This is a genomic window from Geodermatophilus sp. SYSU D01105 (assembly GCF_054050095.1).
This window is the reverse complement of the sequence record NZ_JBJGYR010000018.1, coordinates 47,535-64,031: the sequence shown is the minus strand read 5'-3', so window position 1 is coordinate 64,031 and position 16,497 is coordinate 47,535. Positions and strand designations below refer to the sequence as shown.

Annotated in this window: 16 protein-coding genes; 7 read left to right on the top strand and 9 right to left on the bottom strand. The window is 75.4% G+C overall.

From position 1 onward, the window contains the following. Positions 1-194: 194 nt before the first annotated feature. The 4 genes from ACI79I_RS17410 (at position 195) to nhaA (ending at position 5,918) form a co-directional block, all read left to right on the top strand. Positions 195-653 carry a hypothetical protein gene (locus ACI79I_RS17410; RefSeq protein WP_456993574.1) on the top strand — a complete coding sequence of 153 codons (459 nt, stop codon included), beginning with the start codon at positions 195-197 and terminating at the stop codon, positions 651-653. Further along, positions 569-1,690, top strand: coding sequence for a sensor histidine kinase (locus ACI79I_RS17405; protein ID WP_456993573.1), 1,122 nt, complete (start codon positions 569-571; stop codon positions 1,688-1,690). Before ACI79I_RS17410 ends, ACI79I_RS17405 begins: the two co-directional genes overlap by 85 nt. Positions 1,691-1,776: 86 nt before the next feature. Further along, positions 1,777-3,282, top strand: coding sequence for an MFS transporter (locus ACI79I_RS17400; protein ID WP_456993572.1), 1,506 nt, complete (start codon positions 1,777-1,779; stop codon positions 3,280-3,282). After that, positions 3,279-5,918: a Na+/H+ antiporter NhaA gene (gene nhaA / locus ACI79I_RS17395; protein ID WP_456993571.1), complete on the top strand. Its 2,640-nt coding sequence runs from the start codon at positions 3,279-3,281 to the stop codon at positions 5,916-5,918. The genes ACI79I_RS17400 and nhaA overlap by 4 nt, the downstream gene beginning before the upstream one ends. On the opposite strand, the gene ACI79I_RS17390 is transcribed toward nhaA, so the two are convergent. The 4 genes from ACI79I_RS17390 to ACI79I_RS17375 form a co-directional block, all read right to left on the bottom strand. Further along, positions 5,890-6,735 carry a nucleotidyltransferase domain-containing protein gene (locus ACI79I_RS17390; protein WP_456993570.1) on the bottom strand — a complete coding sequence of 282 codons (846 nt, stop codon included), beginning with the start codon at positions 6,733-6,735 and terminating at the stop codon, positions 5,890-5,892. The genes nhaA and ACI79I_RS17390 overlap by 29 nt on opposite strands. 69 nt (positions 6,736-6,804) lie before the next feature. Beyond that, positions 6,805-7,842 (bottom strand): acetamidase/formamidase family protein, encoded by a 1,038-nt coding sequence (locus tag ACI79I_RS17385; protein WP_456993569.1) that lies wholly within the window; start codon positions 7,840-7,842, stop codon positions 6,805-6,807. After that, positions 7,839-9,296: an APC family permease gene (locus ACI79I_RS17380; RefSeq protein ID WP_456993568.1), complete on the bottom strand. Its 1,458-nt coding sequence runs from the start codon at positions 9,294-9,296 to the stop codon at positions 7,839-7,841. The genes ACI79I_RS17385 and ACI79I_RS17380 overlap by 4 nt, the downstream gene beginning before the upstream one ends. A gap of 73 nt (positions 9,297-9,369) precedes the next feature. Beyond that, on the bottom strand, positions 9,370-10,407 hold the full coding sequence (locus ACI79I_RS17375) for an ABC transporter substrate-binding protein (RefSeq protein WP_456993567.1): 1,038 nt from the start codon (positions 10,405-10,407) through the stop codon (positions 9,370-9,372). Positions 10,408-10,427: 20 nt separating this feature from the next. Here ACI79I_RS17375 and ACI79I_RS17370 point away from each other — a divergent pair, with 20 nt between their 5' ends. Next, positions 10,428-10,865: a MarR family winged helix-turn-helix transcriptional regulator gene (locus tag ACI79I_RS17370; protein WP_456993566.1), complete on the top strand. Its 438-nt coding sequence runs from the start codon at positions 10,428-10,430 to the stop codon at positions 10,863-10,865. Between the two features lie 41 nt (positions 10,866-10,906). Here ACI79I_RS17370 and ACI79I_RS17365 read toward each other — a convergent pair whose 3' ends face one another. Both ACI79I_RS17365 and ACI79I_RS17360 read right to left on the bottom strand, forming a co-directional pair. Next, positions 10,907-11,215, bottom strand: a complete 309-nt coding sequence (locus ACI79I_RS17365; RefSeq protein WP_456945084.1) for a hypothetical protein — start codon at positions 11,213-11,215, stop codon at positions 10,907-10,909. Positions 11,216-11,276: 61 nt separating this feature from the next. Continuing rightward, positions 11,277-11,861 (bottom strand): hemerythrin domain-containing protein, encoded by a 585-nt coding sequence (locus ACI79I_RS17360; protein WP_456993565.1) that lies wholly within the window; start codon positions 11,859-11,861, stop codon positions 11,277-11,279. A gap of 130 nt (positions 11,862-11,991) precedes the next feature. Between ACI79I_RS17360 and ACI79I_RS17355 the strand changes: the two genes are divergently transcribed. Continuing rightward, positions 11,992-12,252 carry a hypothetical protein gene (locus tag ACI79I_RS17355; protein WP_456993564.1) on the top strand — a complete coding sequence of 87 codons (261 nt, stop codon included), beginning with the start codon at positions 11,992-11,994 and terminating at the stop codon, positions 12,250-12,252. Between the two features lie 11 nt (positions 12,253-12,263). Here the strand turns inward: ACI79I_RS17355 and ACI79I_RS17350 are convergent, their stop codons facing one another. Continuing rightward, positions 12,264-13,445, bottom strand: a complete 1,182-nt coding sequence (locus ACI79I_RS17350) for an acyl-CoA dehydrogenase family protein (RefSeq protein ID WP_456993563.1) — start codon at positions 13,443-13,445, stop codon at positions 12,264-12,266. 89 nt (positions 13,446-13,534) lie between these two features. Between ACI79I_RS17350 and ACI79I_RS17345 the strand changes: the two genes are divergently transcribed. Beyond that, the gene (locus ACI79I_RS17345) at positions 13,535-14,566 is read left to right on the top strand and encodes an ion channel (RefSeq protein WP_456993562.1); all 1,032 of its coding nucleotides are present in this window, start codon (positions 13,535-13,537) and stop codon (positions 14,564-14,566) included. A gap of 2 nt (positions 14,567-14,568) precedes the next feature. Here ACI79I_RS17345 and ACI79I_RS17340 read toward each other — a convergent pair whose 3' ends face one another. Beyond that, positions 14,569-15,075 (bottom strand): mycothiol transferase, encoded by a 507-nt coding sequence (locus ACI79I_RS17340; RefSeq protein ID WP_456993561.1) that lies wholly within the window; start codon positions 15,073-15,075, stop codon positions 14,569-14,571. A 176-nt stretch (positions 15,076-15,251) separates the two neighbouring features. Continuing rightward, on the bottom strand, positions 15,252-16,463 hold the full coding sequence (locus ACI79I_RS17335) for a serine/threonine-protein kinase (protein WP_456993560.1): 1,212 nt from the start codon (positions 16,461-16,463) through the stop codon (positions 15,252-15,254). Positions 16,464-16,497: the final 34 nt, after the last annotated feature.

The following is a 16,497-nucleotide window of genomic DNA, read 5'->3' as shown; positions in this document are numbered from 1 at the left end:
CGGCCGGGGGACGAGGGCCCCGGTCAGCCCACCGCGGGACGCGACCCGCGGTGTCGTCGCCGACCTCGCCGTACACCGCGAGGACGGCACCCACCCGGTGGGGTCGGGGTCGGCCGGAGACAGGCGGTCTGCCCTCCAGCGACCTCCATCCCGGCGTCCAGCAGACGTCCAGCCGCGCGGTCGACCGTGGGGTCATGACGACCGCGACCGCCCGACGGCTGTCGCTGCGTGCCCGCCTGCTGGCCGTGTTCCTCGTGCCACTCGCCCTGGTCCTGGCCGTGGTCGGCGTCGCGGCCACCACCGCGCTGCACGACCAGATGCTCGACCGGGTCGACACCGGGCTCGCGGCGGCCGTCGAGCGCTCCGCCCACGCCGATGCCGGTGGCCGGCCCGGCGGGGACGACGTCGGCCCGGACTTCCTGGACACGCCCGGGCAGGGGGACGGCACGCTGGGCGCCCGGGTCGAGGACGGCGTCGTGACCGAGGCCGCCGTCATCACCGCCAGCGGCGACGGCCGGCCGATCACCGCCGCGCAGGCGGCGGTCCTCGCCGACGTGACACCCGACGCGTGCCGCGCAGCGTCGACCTCGGCGGTGCGCTGGGGGAGTACCGCGTGGTCGCGACCGCGGGCTCCGGCGGGGACGTGCTGGTGACCGGCCTGCCCCTCGACGCGACCCGCGACGCGCTGCTCCGGCTGGTCGGTGTGGAGGTGGCCGCGGGCCTGCTCGGCCTGCTGGCCGCCGCGGGCGCGGGCTTCCTCGTCATCGGCCGCACCCTGCGGCCGCTGCACCGGGTGGCCGCGACCGCCGGCCGGGTCGCCGAGCTGCCGCTGTCCAGTGGCGAGGTGCGGCTGGCCGAGCGGGTGCCCGCCGCCGACACCGACCCGCACACGGAGGTGGGCCGGGTCGGAGCGGCCCTCAACCGGCTGCTCGACCACGTCGAGGAGTCGCTGGCGGCCCGGCAGGCGTCCGAGACACAGGTCCGGCAGTTCGTCGCCGACGCCAGCCACGAGCTGCGGACTCCGGTGACCTCGATCCGGGGCTACGCCGAGCTGGTGCGCCGCAGCGGCAGCGCGGTGCCCGACGACGTCGCCCAGGCGCTGCGCCGGGTCGAGTCCGAGGCGCTGCGGATGTCGGTGCTGGTCGACGACCTGCTCCTGCTCGCCCGGCTGGACGCCGGCCGCGAGCTCGCCAGCGAGCAGGTCGACCTGACCGCGCTGGTCATGGACACCGTCAGCGACGCGCACGCCGCCGGCCCCGCGCACCGCTGGCGGGTCGACCTGCCCGCCACCGCCGTCCTCGTGCCCGGGGACGACAGCCGCCTCCACCAGGTGCTGGCCAACCTGCTGGCCAACGTCCGCACCCACACCCCGCCCGGGACGACCGCCGTCACGCGGCTGCGGGTGGAGGACGGCGAGGCGGTGCTCCGGGTCGTCGACGACGGGCCGGGGATCCCCGCGGACCTGCTCGGCTCGGTCTTCGAGCGGTTCGCCCGTGGCGACTCGTCGCGGTCGCGCACCGCGGGCAGCGCCGGCCTCGGCCTGGCCATCGTCCGCGCCGTCGTCACCGGCCACGGCGGATCGGTCTCCGTGCGCAGCGAGCCCGGCCGGACGGCGTTCACGGTCCGGCTGCCGCACGCCACCGTCGCCCAGCCCGACCTCGACCCCGACCTGGACGCCGCCTCCCTCTGACGGTCGACCCCGGCCCGGTCCCGGAGCAGACTGCGGGCACGCAGGGGGCGGTCCCCGCGAGCACCGGCGCACGGACGGGAGGCGCGATGGCCCGAGCGCCGGTCGCTCCGGAGGGCGGCCTGCGGATGGGGACGCCGCAGGCCCGCTGGGTCCTGCTGACGACGGTGCTCGGCTCGGGCCTGGCGCTGCTGGACGCGACCGTCGTCAACGTGGCCCTGGAGCGGATCGGCGACGACCTCGACGCCGGCTTCTCCGGGCTGCAGTGGACCGTCAACGCCTACACCCTCACGCTGGCCTCGCTGATCCTCCTCGGCGGGTCGCTGGGCGACCGGTTCGGCCGGCGGCGGGTGTTCGTCATCGGGGTCGTCTGGTTCGCCGCCGCCTCGCTGCTGTGCGGACTGGCGCCGGACGTGCCCACGCTGGTGGCCGCGCGCGCCCTGCAGGGGGTCGGCGGAGCCCTCCTGACGCCGGGGAGCCTGGCGATCATCTCGGCGTCCTTCCACGGCACCGACCGCGCCGCCGCGGTCGGTGCGTGGTCGGGGCTGGGTGGGGTCGCCGGGGCGCTGGGGCCCTTCGTCGGCGGCTGGCTGGTCGAGTGGAGCTGGCGCGCGGTCTTCCTCGTCAACCTGCCGCTGGCCCTGGTCATCGTGGTGGTGGCCGCCCGGCACGTGCCCGAGACGCGTGACCCCGAGGCCGCGCCGAGGCTGGACTGGGTCGGGACGGCGCTGGTCGCGGTGGGCCTGGGCTGCCTGACCTACGGGCTGACCGCGGCGGGGGAGCCGGGCGGCGCGGCCGCGGACCTCGCCTGGGGCGCTGCCGGCGTCCTCGCGCTGGCCGCCTTCGCGCTCGTGCAGCGGCGCACGCCGGCTCCGCTGGTGCCCCCGGCGCTGTTCGGGAACGCGCAGTTCACCGCCGCCAACGCCGTCACGCTGCTGGTCTACGCCGCACTCGGCGCGCTGTGGGTCCTGCTGGTGCTCCAGCTGCAGGTCGCCTCGGCGTTCTCCCCGTTGCTGGCGGGCAGCGCCCTGCTGCCGGTGACCGTGCTGATGCTGCTGTTCTCCGCGCGGGTCGGCGCCCTGGCCCAGCGGATCGGACCGCGGGCGCTCATGACGGCCGGCCCGCTGGTCTCCGCCGCCGGGGTGCTGCTGATGCTGCGGATCGGGCCCGGCGCCTCGTACGTCGCCGACGTGCTGCCGGCGACGGTGCTGTTCGGGGCCGGGCTCACCCTGCTGGTGGCGCCGCTGACGGCGACAGTGCTCGACGCGGCCGCCGACCGCTTCGCCGGCGTCGCCTCGGGGGTCAACAACGCCGTCGCCCGGGCCGCCGGCCTGCTCGCGGTCGCGGTCGTGCCGGTGGTGGCCGGGATCAGCGGCGCGGACTACACCGACGCGGCGGCGTTCACCGCAGGCTTCCGGACGGCGCTGCTGGTCTGCGCCGGGCTGCTGCTCGCCGGCGCCGCCGTGTCCGCCGGGTGGATCCGCCGTCCGCTCGGCGCGGAACAGGACCACGACCACCTGCGGTTGGCGGAGTGTCCGCACTGTGGCGTGGCCGCGCCGCAGCTGTGCCCGGCCGCTGAGGAGGGAGCCCGGTGACCGTCACCGCCGAACGCCAGTCCAGCCCTGGGGGCGGCGGCCTGCTCGCGCGCGTGGCGCCGCTGCGCCGGCGGCTGCGCACCGAGGCCGGCAGCGCCGGATTGCTGCTGCTGGCGACCGTGGCCGCGCTGCTGTGGGCCAACTCCCCGGTGGGCGAGAGCTACGACGCCTTCTGGCACACCGAGTTCGCCGTCCGGGTGGGCGGCGCCGAGCTCTCGCTGGACCTGCAGCACTGGGTCAACGACGGCCTGATGGTGTTCTTCTTCTTCGTCGTGGGGCTGGAGATCAAGCGCGAGCTGGTGATGGGGGAGCTCACCGACCGGCGGCGGGCCGCGGTGCCGGCGATGGCCGCGCTGACCGGGCTCGCGGTCCCGGCGCTGGTCTACGCCGTCCTCAACCTCGACAGCCCCGCGGTGTCGGCATGGGGCGTGGTCATCTCCACCGACACCGCCTTCCTGCTGGGCGTGCTGGCCCTCGTCGGGCCGGCCTGCCCCGCGCAGCTGCGGCTGTTCCTGCTCACCCTCGCCATCGCCGACGACGTGGGCGCGCTCACCGCGATCGCGCTGTTCTACACCGAGGACCTCGCGCTCGGCCCCCTCCTCCTGGCCCTCCTCGGCCTGGCGCTCATGGTGGGGCTGCGCTACCTGCGGGTGTGGCGCGGCCCGGCCTACCTCGTGCTCGGCGTCGCGGTGTGGGTGGCGATGTACGCCTCGGGCGTGCACCCGACCCTCGCCGGGGTGGTCATCGCCCTGTTCACGCCGGCCTACCCGGCCCGGCGGGCGGAGGTGGAGGACGCCGCCCGGCGCACCCGCGCCTACCAGCAGTCGCCCAACCCCGAGTTCGCCCGGCTGGCGCGGCTGTCCATCGACCGGTCGGTGTCGGCCAGCGAGCGCCTGCAGCAGCTGTGGCAGCCGTGGACCAGCTTCGTCATCGTCCCGGTGTTCGCCCTGGCCAACGCCGGTGTCCCGCTGACCGGCGACACCCTCCGGGCCGCGGCCACCTCACCGGTGACGCTGGGCGTCGTGGCCGGCCTGGTCCTCGGCAAGCTCGTCGGCATCCTGCTGGGCACCGGGCTGGCGGTGCGCTTGGGCATGGGGGAGCTCGCGCCCGGTCTCACCGGCCTGCAGCTCGCCGGCGGCGCGGCGCTGTCGGGCATCGGCTTCACCATCTCGCTGTTCATCGTCGACCTCGCCTTCGACGACGAGCGGCTGGCCGACGAGGCGCGGGTCGGTGTCCTCGCCGCGTCGGTCCTGGCCGCGCTGCTCGGGTGGGCGCTGTTCCGGCTCGCCGACCGGCGCCGCCCACCGGGGGCCACCGGCCGGCCGGACCTGCTGGACCGCCCGGTCGACCCCGAGCGCGACCACGTCCGGGGCCCGGTCGACGCACCGCTGACCCTGGTCGAGTACGGCGACTTCGAGTGCCCGTTCTGCGGGCGGGCCACCGGCACGGTCGAGGAGCTGCGCGCCCGGTTCGGGGACCGGCTGCGCTACGTCTTCCGGCACGTCCCGCTGGTCGACGTCCACCCGCACGCGGAGCTGGCCGCGGAGGCCGCCGAGGCCGCGGGGGCGCAGGGCCGCTTCTGGGAGATGCACGACCGGCTCTTCGCCGCCCAGGACCGGCTGACCGCCTCCGACCTGCTCGAGCACGCCGCGGCGGCGGGACTGGACGTGCAGCGGTTCGCCCGGGACCTGGGCGCCGGCCGGTTCGCCCGCCGGGTGGAGGAGGACGTCGAGTCCGCCGAGGCCAGTGGCGTCGGGGGCACGCCCACGTTCTTCGTCGGCGGCCGGCGGCACACCGGCCCGTACGACGCCGACACCCTCGCCGCCGCGCTGCTGGCCGCGGCGGGGGAGGACCCGACGGGCGTGCCGGGCCGGCCGGACGGCGAGCCCGCCGGGCTGGCCCTGCCGGCGCTGGGGCCGCGGCGGGGGAGTGAGCGGCCCGACGTGCTGCCCGACGCCGTGGCGCCCGTCCCGGCCGACCTGCCCGAGACCCCCGACCGCAACGGTGCCTTCCCGCGGCTGACCGACGCCCAGCTGGCGGTGCTGGAACGCCACGGCACCCGGCGCTGGTGCCCGGCCGGAGACACGCTGTTCCGCGAGGGCGACCCGGGCTACGACTTCCACGTCGTCCTCTCCGGGGCGGTGGCGATCGTGGAGGACTCCGGCCGTCCCGACCAGCGGGTGATCTCCGTGCACGGAGCGCGGCGGTTCCTCGGCGAGCTGGACCTCTTCAGCGGCCAGCCGGTGTCGCTCACCGCGCTCGTGCTGCGCCCGGCGGAGACCGTCCGCCTGGACCACGCCGGGATGAAGGCGGCCTTCACCGCCGACCCGGCGCTCAAGGAGATGGTGCTGCGGGCCTTCCTGCTGCGCCGGTCCATGCTGCTCGAGCTCGCCGCCGACCTGCGCATCGTCGGGCGGGCCGGGTCCGTCGACAGCCGCCGCCTGCAGGACTACGCCCGGGACCACCGGCTGTCGGCGACCTTCGTGGACCTGGAGAGCACCGGCGACGGCGCCGCGCTGCTCGCCGAGCTCGGGGTCTCCGAGGAGGACCTGCCGGTCGTCGTCTGGCGGGAGGGCCGGGTGCTGCGCAACCCGACCGACGCCGAGGTCACCGCGGCCGTGGAGGCCGGGAGCTGACGGCGGCGCTCACCTCGGCCACCAGCTCCACGGCCGCCCGGACGGCGGCCGCCAGGTCGGCGGGCCCGGTCCCGAGCGCGGCCAGGACGGCGTGCGCCCGGCGCGCGAAGTCCGGTGGCGCCCCCGGCAGCCGGCCGGCCGCGGCGACGGCGCCCTTCTCGTTGACCAGCCAGCGGCCGGCCGCTCCGGAGAGCGCGTGCGCGCACAGCCCGACCGCCCGGAACAGGCAGCCGGCGACGTAGGTCGTGTCCCCGCGCGGTACGGCCTTGGCCGCGATGCCGGTGCAGAACCGCGCCTCCTCCAGCCGCGCGACCAGGGCGGCGCCGAGCGCGGGCGGGTACTGCGCCGTCTCCCGCCGCAGCGCGGTGACCTCGCCGGTCGGGTCGGCCAGCACCACCCCCAGGGCCAGCTCCCCGGCGTACGCGGCGTCGAGGAAGCCCAGCGGGTGCCCCACCTGCGCGTGCCAGCCGCACCGGCCGGCACGGGCGTCCCGCCAGACCGCCGCCACCCGGTCGACGTCCCGGTAGATCCAGTCCACCGCGACCCCGCCGATCCGCAGCCAGGCACCGCCGTCCACCCAGGGACCCCACTCGCCGGGACGGGTGACCCGCGCCGACGGGCCGGCGACCTCGCGGGCCAGCGCGCCGAGGGCGCCGGTGTCCAGCGGCGGGCGGTAGTACAGCCCCAGGTCGACGTCGGAGTCAGGGGTGTGCTCGCCGCGCGCCCGGCTCCCGCCCAGGGTCACCGCCACGACACCCGGGACGGCGACCAGCCGGCCGGCCAGCGCGGTCAGCTCGGGGTCGAGGTCGGGCGACACGTCCCAGCCTGGCCGCAGCGCCCGGGCGGCGCACCGCGGCGGGGAGCGGGCCGCTCCCCGCCGCGGACCTCAGCGCTCCGCGAGGTAGGCCGCGGCCGTCTCCCGGAGCCGGTCGTGCACGCCGTCCACCGCGACGGCGCCGCCGAGGTACCGCTTGGGCAGCTTGGCGACCATCGTGTAGTTGGTGTCGACGACGTTGCCCACCGGCGCCAGCCCCGCCTGGCTGACCAGCTGGTAGGCGTCCAGCTCGTCCCACCCGGTCAGCTGCGCGGCCCAGGTCACCAGGTCGTGCTGGCTGATCCGGAAGGCGTCCTCCAGCGGCCGGACCGAGCCGGTCGACATGAGGAACTCGTCGGTCTCCAGCCGCGGCCATGCCGGTGGGGTCGTCCCCGGTGTGCCGCCCTTCACCAGGTCGACGACGGCGACGGTGCGCATGGCCGCCTCGACGGCGGTGCCGCACACCTCGCCCTCGCCCTGGCGGCAGTGGCCGTCCCCGAGGGAGAGCAGCCCGCCGGGGACGTTGACGCCGAAGTACAGCGTCGTCCCGGCCCGGACCTCGGGGGTGTCCATGTTCCCGCCGTGGGCGCCGGGGGTGATGCTGGCGAACACCTCCCCGCCGGCCGGTGCGACGCCGATGGTGCCGTGCATCGGGTCGAGCGGGAGCTCGACCTCCGGGCCGCCGCGCCGGGGCCGGAACAGGCAGGTGCCGCGCTCGCGGTCGACCTCGTAGACCCAGACCAGCTCCTCGAGCGCCTCGTGCAGCATCGCCGTGGAGTGCGTGGTCGTCAGCGCCCCGAAGTGCGGGAACGTGGACGACACCGCCCAGTCGCGCGCCGGCGCGATCTCCACCAGGTGGACGGCGAGCGTGTCGCCGGGCTCGGCGCCCTCCACCGCGATCGGCCCGGTGACCGGGTTGAGGTGGGGGAACTCGCAGACCCGGCTGGGCAGGTCGTCGACCCCGCGCACCCGGCCGCCGAAGCAGTCCTCCGTGGTCAGCTCGACGACGGTGCCCGGCGCGACGGTGACCAGGGGCTCACCGCCGCCGAAGGTGTACCGGAGCTGGTCGGCCGCCGGCTCGACGGTCACGACCTCCAGCGCCGCGGTCACAGGCCCGCCTCCGCCCGCAGCTCGGGCTTGCGGCCGGTGGCGATCAGGACCGCCATCAGCACCAGGCCGATCCCGAGCCAGACGAACCCGAGGGTCTGCGCGGCCACCTGCGCGTTGATGACGACGTAGACCAGGATCGCGAACCCGATCACCGGGACGGCCAGGTGCAGCCACCAGTTGCGGCTCTTCCGCCGGATCACGTAGTGGACGACGACCGACAGGTGCAGCAGCAGGAACGCCGAGAGCGCGCCGAAGTTCACCAGCGTGGACAGCAGCGAGATGCCGTCCTCCCGGCTGCTCATGTACAGGCCGAGGACCAGGGAGACCACGGCGACCAGCAGGGTGGCGTTGACCGGCACCCGGCGGGTCGGGTGCACCCGGCGCAGGAACCCGGGCAGCTGCCGGTCGCGGGCCATGGCGAACAGCAGCCGGGAGGTGGCGGCCTGGGCGACCAGCGAGTTCGCGAAGCCCCACGCGATGGCGGTGGCGATCGCGGTCAGCGTCGACAGCCACGCGCCGCCGGCGACCTCGGCCGCGTCGTAGAACGCCGTCCCCGCGGCGTCGCCCTCGGCGATGAGCGTGTCGGGGTCGGGGACCAGGAGGGCGGCGACCCACGTCTGGACGATGAACAGCGTCCCGGCCAGGGCGAGCGCCGCGATCATCGCCTTGCCGAGGGAACGGGCCGAGTCGCGGTTCTCCTCGGCGAGCGTGGAGATGCCGTCGAAGCCGAGGAAGCTCAGCACCGCGATCGAGACCGCGCCGAAGACCAGTTCCAGCGAGAAGGTGTCGCTGTTGTAGATCGGCGAGAAGTCGAAGCCGCGACCCTCCCCGGAGGCCAGGGCCACGACGCCGATCACCAGGAAGATCGCCAGCACGATCAGCTCGCCGACCAGCATGATCTTGTTGACCCGCGCGGTGAACTCGATGCCGAACCAGTTGACGACGGTGTTGAGCACCACGAAGGCGACCAGCCAGACCCAGACCGGCACCGACGCCCAGATCGAGTTCATCGCCACGGCGGCGATCAGGTAGAGCAGGCCGGGGACGAGCACGTAGTCGAGCAGGATCATCCAGCCGGCGACGAAGCCGACCGGCTGGGCGATGCCGCGACCGGCGTAGGTGTAGACCGAGCCGGCCATCGGGAAGGCCCGCGACATCTGCGAGTAGGACGCCGCGGTGAACGCCATGGCCAGGCCGCCGATCGCGTAGGCGAGGGCGATCATCCCGCCGGAGCCCTGGAAGACGCTGCCGAAGATGCCGAACGGGGCGATCGGCACCATGAAGATCAGGCCGTAGACCAGCAGGTCGGTGAAGCTCAGCGAGCGCTTGAGCTCCTGCCGGTAGCCGAAGGCCTCGACGCCCGGGTCACCGGTCGCGGGGACGGGCCCCCGGGCGGCGCCCGGGAGCGGGCGGCCGGGGTCGCCGGTGTTGGTCGTGGTGCGGGGGTCGCTCACGGTTCCTCCTCTCCTCCGGCTCGGGGCCGGGCGGGGAGAGAGTAGGCCGCGTTTGTTTCCAGATGGAAGCAAGTCAGCCGGAGCGCACCTCGGAGAAGCCCAGCCCGACGGCCCGGGCCAGCCGGGGACGGGCGGGCACCGGCCGGCGCGCGGTCCCGCGGCCCGCGGGGGACACCGCTAGGCGGACGCCGTCGTACACGCCCCGGGCGTAGGCGCAGACCACCGGCGCCGACGGGCCGGCCCGGCGCGCGTGCCGCTCCTGCAGTGCGAGCTGTCCCTCGTCCGCGGCGCCGTCCGTGGCGGCGAAGGAGGGCATGCAGGCGAACAGCTCCCCGGTGCGGTCGCCGCCGATGGCGTAGAGCCCGTTCTCCTCCAGCGCACCGGAGAGCCGGACCACCCGGCGGTCGAGCCCGCTGCGGGCGAACTCCCGGTTGAAGGCCACCAGGTCACGGCCCACCAGGCTGAGCAGCACCGCGTCGGCCCGGGTCCGCCGGACCAGGTCGAGCACCGGGCCGGGGTCGTCGACACCGAAGGGCACCAGCCGCTCGCCGACGACCTCCGCGCCGAGCTCCCGCAGCACCGAGGCCGCCGCCCGGTGCACCGCCTGCGGCCAGACGTAGTCGTTGCCGACCAGCACCCAGCGACGCGCGCGGTGGGAGGCGACCAGCCAGGCCAGCGCGGTGGCGTGCTGGTCCCGCGGGGAGGAGCCGATCCGCAGCACCCCCCGACGGCGGCGGCCGCCCTCGTGCGGCGGGGTGAAGACGTAGCGCACCCGGCCGGCCAGCGCGGCCTCGAGCGCGCGGTGCACGTCGCTGGTGTGGTAGCCGACGAGGACGTCGATCGCGCCGGCCTCGTGCAGGGTGGCCGCCTCCGCGGCCACCACCCGGGGCGGGCGGCCGGAGTCGACGGTCACCAGCTCGACCGCGCGCCCGCGCACGCCGCCGTCGGCGTTGGTCTCGTCGGCGGCCAGGCCGGCGAGGTCCAGCGCGGACGGCGCGGTGAGCGCCAGTGGCCCCGACAGCGGCACGGCCAGCCCGACGCGGACGACGTCCGCACGGCGGGGGAGGAGGGTGGCCTCCCACGCGTCCAGGAGACCGGTCGGCTCGGGCACCCGATGAGTATGGTGCGGCCATGGCCGTCGAGCAGCAGGCGAAGCCGAGGGCGGTCTCGTCGTCGCTCGTGGAGCTGCTGACGGTCGCCCAGCGCCGGGTCGCGCGGGGGGTCGCCGGGGTCCTGGCCGAGGACGGCGCCACGCTGGACACCTACCGGGTGATGCGCTGCCTGGCCGCCGGCCCCGGGCGCTCGATGGGCGAGCTGGTCACCGCGCTGTCCCTGCCGGCGCCGACGCTGACCCGGCTGGTCGACGGGCTGGTCGACGCCGCCGAGGCCTACCGGCTGCCCGACCCGGACGACGGCCGCCGGGTCCGGGTGCACCTCTCCGCCCGGGGGCGCAGCCGACTGGCTCGGCTGGAGGGCCTGGTCGGCGCGCACGAGGCCGCGCTGGCCGAGACGCTGGGAGCGGCGCGGGTGGAGTCGCTGGTGCGCGCGCTCAGCGACCTGGACGCCTGACGCCCCCGGGAGCATCGCAGCGAGCGAGGAGCAGCGGGCCGCTAGTCGGTCGCCGGCGGGAGCAGCCGGGGCATGAACACCTCGTCGATCGGCCGCGGGCCCACGTACTGCCGGCAGGTGCAGGGCACCCACTGGTGTCCCGACCAGCGGCCGCGCTTGTCGAAGGTGTCCCGCCGCAGCTCGGCGTAGCAGGTGTTGGTCTCGGTGTCGTGCTGGCTGAGCGTGTGCCCGCACCCGCACAGCGGCGCCGGCAGCGCCGGGGGCGCGGGCTTGGTGCGCCGGCTCAGCCGCCCGCCGAGGAACCCCATGGCGAGCAGGGCCGCGCCGACGAGCAGGCTGACAGGTTCCACCGCTCTCGCTCCTCCCGGTCGTGCCTGTCGACGGTAACGCGGGAGCGGGCCGCGGTGTCCCTCAGTCGGACTTCTTGCCCCGCCCGCTCACCGCGTCGCGCAGGTGGTCCAGCAGGCTGGCGACCGGCCCGAGGACGGTCCGCACGCCCGCCTCGTTCGGCGTCATCGGGTGCGCACGGGTGGGTGCCATGGCCTTGACCCGCTCCACCTTCCCCGCCATCTCCACCAGCTCCTCGCGGCTGAAGGTCGCACGCAGCTCGGTGAACATCCGGCTCTCCTCGTGCTCGACGTGGTGCCGGATCTCGCGGATCAGCGTCTGCACCTCGACGTCGAACTGCGCGTCCTCGGGGTCCATGCGCTCCAGTCGCTTCATGGTCTCCTCGGCCTCGGCGTGCTCGTGCTTGGAGTGCTCGGCCTCCTCCTTGTCGACCTGCTTCTCCACGCGCGGGTAGACCTGGGTCTCCTCGGCCACCGAGTGCTTGACGATGCCGATGGTCACCTCGTCGACCAGCTCCCGCTTGCGCCGCAGGACGTCCGGTCCGGTCCGTCCGACCAGCGTCTCCAGCTCGGTGAAGACCCGGTCGAACTCCCGGTGGTCCGCGCTCAGCAGGTCCACGACGTCACGCTGGTTCTCGGTCTGGGTCATGGTCGGCTCCTCGTCGTCCTCCGGGCTCCGGGAGTTCCCCGCCGCGACCTGCTCCACACCGATCGGACCGCGCCGTCCGATCCACTCCTCCGGGTTGTTTCGATCATGTGAACCAGGGCACAGGGACGTCGTGGAGTCGTACGCCGTGGGGTTCGCCCGTCCCGATCGCTGGTCGCCGGGGCGGCCGGCCGAGCAGAGTCACCCGTGGCACGCCGTGGAGGCCCACCGGCCACCGGCCGAGCTGGACGGCGAGGTCGAGCTGGCCGTCTGTGGCGCGATCGTGCAGGTGTGGGGGTCGCAGCAGTGGGAGCGCGTCGGAACCGGCCGCACCGCCTGCCCCGAGTGCCGTGAGCTGACCGCGGTCGGCCGGGAGCTCGCCGGCGCCCGCTGAGGCGGCGCGGTTCAGCGCCGCTCGGGCCGGCGGCCGCTGATCGCCGACAGCCCGGTGATCTCGCGGCCCACGATCAGTGCCTGCACCGAGTCGGTGCCCTCGAAGGTGAAGACGGCCTCCATGTCGGCGTGGTGGCGGGCCACGTGGTGGTCGAGCAGGATCCCGTCGCCGCCGAGGATGTCGCGGGCGTCGGCGACGATGGCCCGGGCCTTGGCGGCGTGGTTCATCTTGGCCAGTGACGCCATCGCGGCGGTCATCCGGCCGGCGTCGGCCAGAGTCGACAGCCGCCAGCACATCAGCTGCATCGCGGTGATCTCGGCCAGCATCCGGGCCAGCTTGTCCTGGACCAGCTGGTAGCCGGCGATGGGCGAGCCGAACTGCTCGCGGCGCAGCGCGTGGGCCAGCGCCAGCTCGTAGGAGGCGGTGGCCAGACCCAGGGCCCGCCAGGCGACGGTGTAGCGGGTCCGGTCGAGGACCTTCGAGACGTCCTTGAACGAGGAGCAGTTCGCCAGCTTGTTCTCCGCGGGGACCCGGACCCCGGTCAGCGTGATCTCCGCCTGCCAGACCGCCCGCAGCGCCGTCTTGCCGGTCATCACGGTCGCCTCGTAGCCCGGCGTCCCCTTGTCGACGACGTAGCCGCCGACGGCGCCGTCCTCGCCGCGGGCCCAGATGACCACGTGGTCGGCGATCGTCCCGTTGCCGATCCACTTCTTCTGGCCGTCGAGCACGTACGCGTCGCCGTCCCGGCGGGCCGAGGTCTCCAGGCCGACGGCGTCCGAGCCGTGCCGGGGCTCGGTGAGGCCGAAGGCGCCGATGCGCTCCATCCGCGCCATGGCCGGCAGCCAGCGCTCGCGCTGCTCCTCGTCGCCGAGCAGCGCGATCGACTGCATGGCCAGGAAGCTGTGCACCCCGTTGAAGGTGCCGACGCTGCCGTCGGCGCGGGCGAGCTCCGCCGCGACGATGCCGGCCGAGACCGCGCTCATCCCCGGACAGCCGTAGCCCTCGATCGTGCCGCCCGCGATGCCGAGCTCGGCGATCTTCGGGACCAGCTCGAAGGGGAACTCCGCGCGCTCCCAGTAGTCGTTGATCCGCGGGGTGACCTCGGTGTCGCAGAAGGCGCGCACCCGGTCGCGCAGCTCGAGCTCCTCGGGCGCGAGGAGCTCGTCCAGGGCGTAGAAGTCCGGACTCGTCACGGGCCCGACGCTAGGGCCCGGCCGGGCGCGCTGCCCGTCGTGGCGGGCCGGGTCCGCTACCTTCCCCGGCGTCGCCGTCGGGAGGTCGGGTGCCGTTCTTCATCGTGCGGGTCGCGCGGTTGCTGCGCCTGCGGTTGCGCGGGTGGCGGCTGCCCCTGGCCGTCGCCGTCTTCGTGTTCCTCAGCAGCTGGCTGGCGATGGCGCTGCTGGAGCCGGCCGACAGCGACATCGCCGCGCCCGGGACCTACTGGTGGTACTTCGTCGTCACCTCGGCCACCGTCGGCTACGGCGACGTCTTCCCGGCCACGCTCGCCGGCCGGCTGGTCGGCGCGTACGTCATCGTCGGCGGGATCGTCACGCTCACGCTGCTGTTCACCTCGCTCGCCGCCGCCCTGCAGTCGGTGAAGAGCAAGAGACTGAGGGGGCTGGTCGCCCTGGACCTCGCCGACCACGTCGTCCTGCTGGGGTACACGCCCGGACGCACCGCGCGGATCGTCGCCGAGCTCACCGCCGAACGGGGCGTGCAGGTGGTGCTCTGCGCCTGGGACGAGGTCACCGAGGACCCCCTGCCCGAGCTGCCGGAGGTGCACTTCGTGCGCGGCGACCTGACCTCGGAGGACGTCATGGCCCGCGCCGCCGTCGCCCGCGCGCGGACGGCGGTCGTCGACGCCCGCGACGACAACGAGGCGCTGGCCGTGTCGCTGGCCGTCGCGCACGCCAACCCGCGGATCCACCTGGTCGCCGCGCTGCGCGACCTCGGCCGGCTGGGGACCCTGCGCTACGCGCACCCCGACGTGCAGGCGGTGCAGTGGCACATGCCCTACCTGCTCACGGAGGAGGCCAACGACCCGGGGATCGCGCAGGTCTACAACGACCTGATGACCAGCGGCGGGCACGGGAACACCTACTCCGCCCGCGTCCCGGCCGGCTTCCCGCACGCCACCTTCGGCGACTGCCAGACCTGGTTCGGCCGCACGTTCGGCGCCACGTTGCTCGCCCTGCGCGCCGACGGCCGGCTGGTGGTCAGCCCCGGCTGGGACGCGCCGGTGCCGGAGGGCGCGACGCTGTACTACGTCGCGGGCGGGCGGATCGACCCCGCCCGCCTGACCGCCGGCCGCTGAGGTCAGGAGCCCAGCAACCCCCGCACGTAGGCCGCCTGGCCCAGGTGCTGCAGGTCGTCGCCGAGCACGCTGACCAGCCGGACCCCCAGGGTCACCGGCGGGTCCCAGCGGGTGTCGACCACGCGGTCGAGGTCGTCGTCGGACAGGCCCCGGAGAAACTCCGCCGACCGCGCCGACACCGCCTCGCAGTAGCCCAGCAGCAACTCCGCCGACGGCACCCGGACGGCGTCGACCTCCTCGGCGCTCATGCCGTAGCCGGTGGCGCCGACGTCGAGGGGCAGGCCGAACCGGTCGGCCCAGCCCTGCTCGGTCCACACCTGCTCGGTGCCGGCGACGTCGGCGACGTGGTCGTCCTGCACCCGCAGCAGGTGCCAGGCCAGCCAGCCGATCGGGTTCGCACCGGGCGCGACGCGGCGGGCGAGGTCCTCGGCCGAGAGGCCCTCGACCGTGGCGGAGAAGGTCTCCGCGATCTGGCCGTACGCGTAGAGGAGGAGGTCGCGGCTGCGCATCAGTCGTCGTCCTCGTCCTCGGGGTCGCTCTGCGCCTCGAGCTCGGCGGCCTGCTCGGGCGTCTCCAGCTCCAGGGCGATGTCGCGCGGCTGCGGTCTCTCGGGGGAGGGGGTGGTCATGGCAGCCGAGCGTGCCGCACATCGGCCGCACCTGCGCCCCGAGGACCGGCCGTGCCCTCAGAACCAGCCGAGCAGGTACCCCGCGAGCACGGTCAGGCCGCCCAGCACGGCGAGCACGAGGAGCAGCACGACCACCACGGGGACGACGACCCACCGGCGCTTGAACCAGCGGCGCCGAGGGCGGGGCGGCGGAGACGGTGCCCGCTCGGCCGCGGCCGGCCGCCGTCCGCGCGGGGCGTCGCGCCGCTCGCGCCGCCGCTCGGCGAGGTAGTGGCCGGCGTCCCGGGCGACCGAGCCCAGCGCGGTCGCCGAGGCCGCGGCGAGGGCCCGGAGGTCCGCGGCGTCGAAGCGCTCCACCCGGCCGCCCTCGGGCGGCGGGGCCGCCGCGTCGGGGCGGGGCGGGGCGGACGGCGGCGGTGACCAGGCCGACGGCGCCTCGGCCTGCGCCAGCGCGGCCTGGAGGTCGCGGCGCGCCTGCTCGGCGGTCGCCCGCCGGGCCGGGTCCTTGGTGAGCAGGCCGCGCAGCAGGGGCTCGAGCGGGCCGGCCCGCTCCATCGGTGCGGGCTCCTCGGTGACCACGGCCATCAGGGTGGCCATCGGCTCGCCCCGGGCGAAGGCCAGCCGGCCCTCGACGGCGGTGTAGAGGGTCGCGCCCAGGGACCACAGGTCCACCGGCGGGCGCGGCTCCTCACCGTTGGCCCGTTCCGGTGCCATGTAGGACGGCGAGCCGATGATGGCGCCGGTCGTGGTGATCGTGTCGTCGTCGGTCGACGTCGCGATGCCGAAGTCGGTGAGGCAGGCGTGGCCGTCGGACGCGACGAGGACGTTCGCGGGCTTGACGTCGCGGTGCACGATGCCGGCCCGGTGCGCGGCCTCCAGCGCGGAGAGCACGTCCAGGCCGATCCGGGCCACGGCGGCCCAGGGCAGCGGTCCCTCCTGGTCGACGATCTGCTGGAGGCTGCACGACTCGACGTGCTCCATCACCAGCCAGGGCCGGTCGTCCTCCTCCACGACGTCGTACACCGCGGTGACGCAGGGGTGGTCCAGGCGGGCCGCCGTCCGTGCCTCGCGCATCGTGCGTTCCCGCAGGACGCGCCGCTCCTCCTCGGACAGGTGCAGCGCGAAGGTGACCTCCTTGATCGCGACCGGCCGCTCGAGCTTCAGGTCAGTGGCCAGCCAGACGACGCCCATGCCGCCACGGCCCAGGACGTCGCGCAGGGCGTAGCGCCCGGCGACCAGGCGGTCTGCTGTCGATGGCTCCACAGCCATGGGCGGACGGTACGCCGGGGAGGGCGGTCCCGCC

What these genes read in the sequence shown, in the direction of transcription:
- ACI79I_RS17410 (WP_456993574.1), top strand. Translation starts at nt 195, where the DNA reads ATGACGACCGCGACCGCCCGACGGCTGTCGCTGCGTGCCCGCCTGCTG.
- ACI79I_RS17400 (WP_456993572.1), top strand. Translation starts at nt 1,777, where the DNA reads ATGGCCCGAGCGCCGGTCGCTCCGGAGGGCGGCCTGCGGATGGGGACG.
- ACI79I_RS17370 (WP_456993566.1), top strand. Translation starts at nt 10,428, where the DNA reads ATGGCCGTCGAGCAGCAGGCGAAGCCGAGGGCGGTCTCGTCGTCGCTC.
- ACI79I_RS17360 (WP_456993565.1), bottom strand. Translation starts at nt 11,861, where the DNA reads ATGACCCAGACCGAGAACCAGCGTGACGTCGTGGACCTGCTGAGCGCG.
- ACI79I_RS17340 (WP_456993561.1), bottom strand. Translation starts at nt 15,075, where the DNA reads ATGCGCAGCCGCGACCTCCTCCTCTACGCGTACGGCCAGATCGCGGAG.
- ACI79I_RS17335 (WP_456993560.1), bottom strand. Translation starts at nt 16,463, where the DNA reads ATGGCTGTGGAGCCATCGACAGCAGACCGCCTGGTCGCCGGGCGCTAC.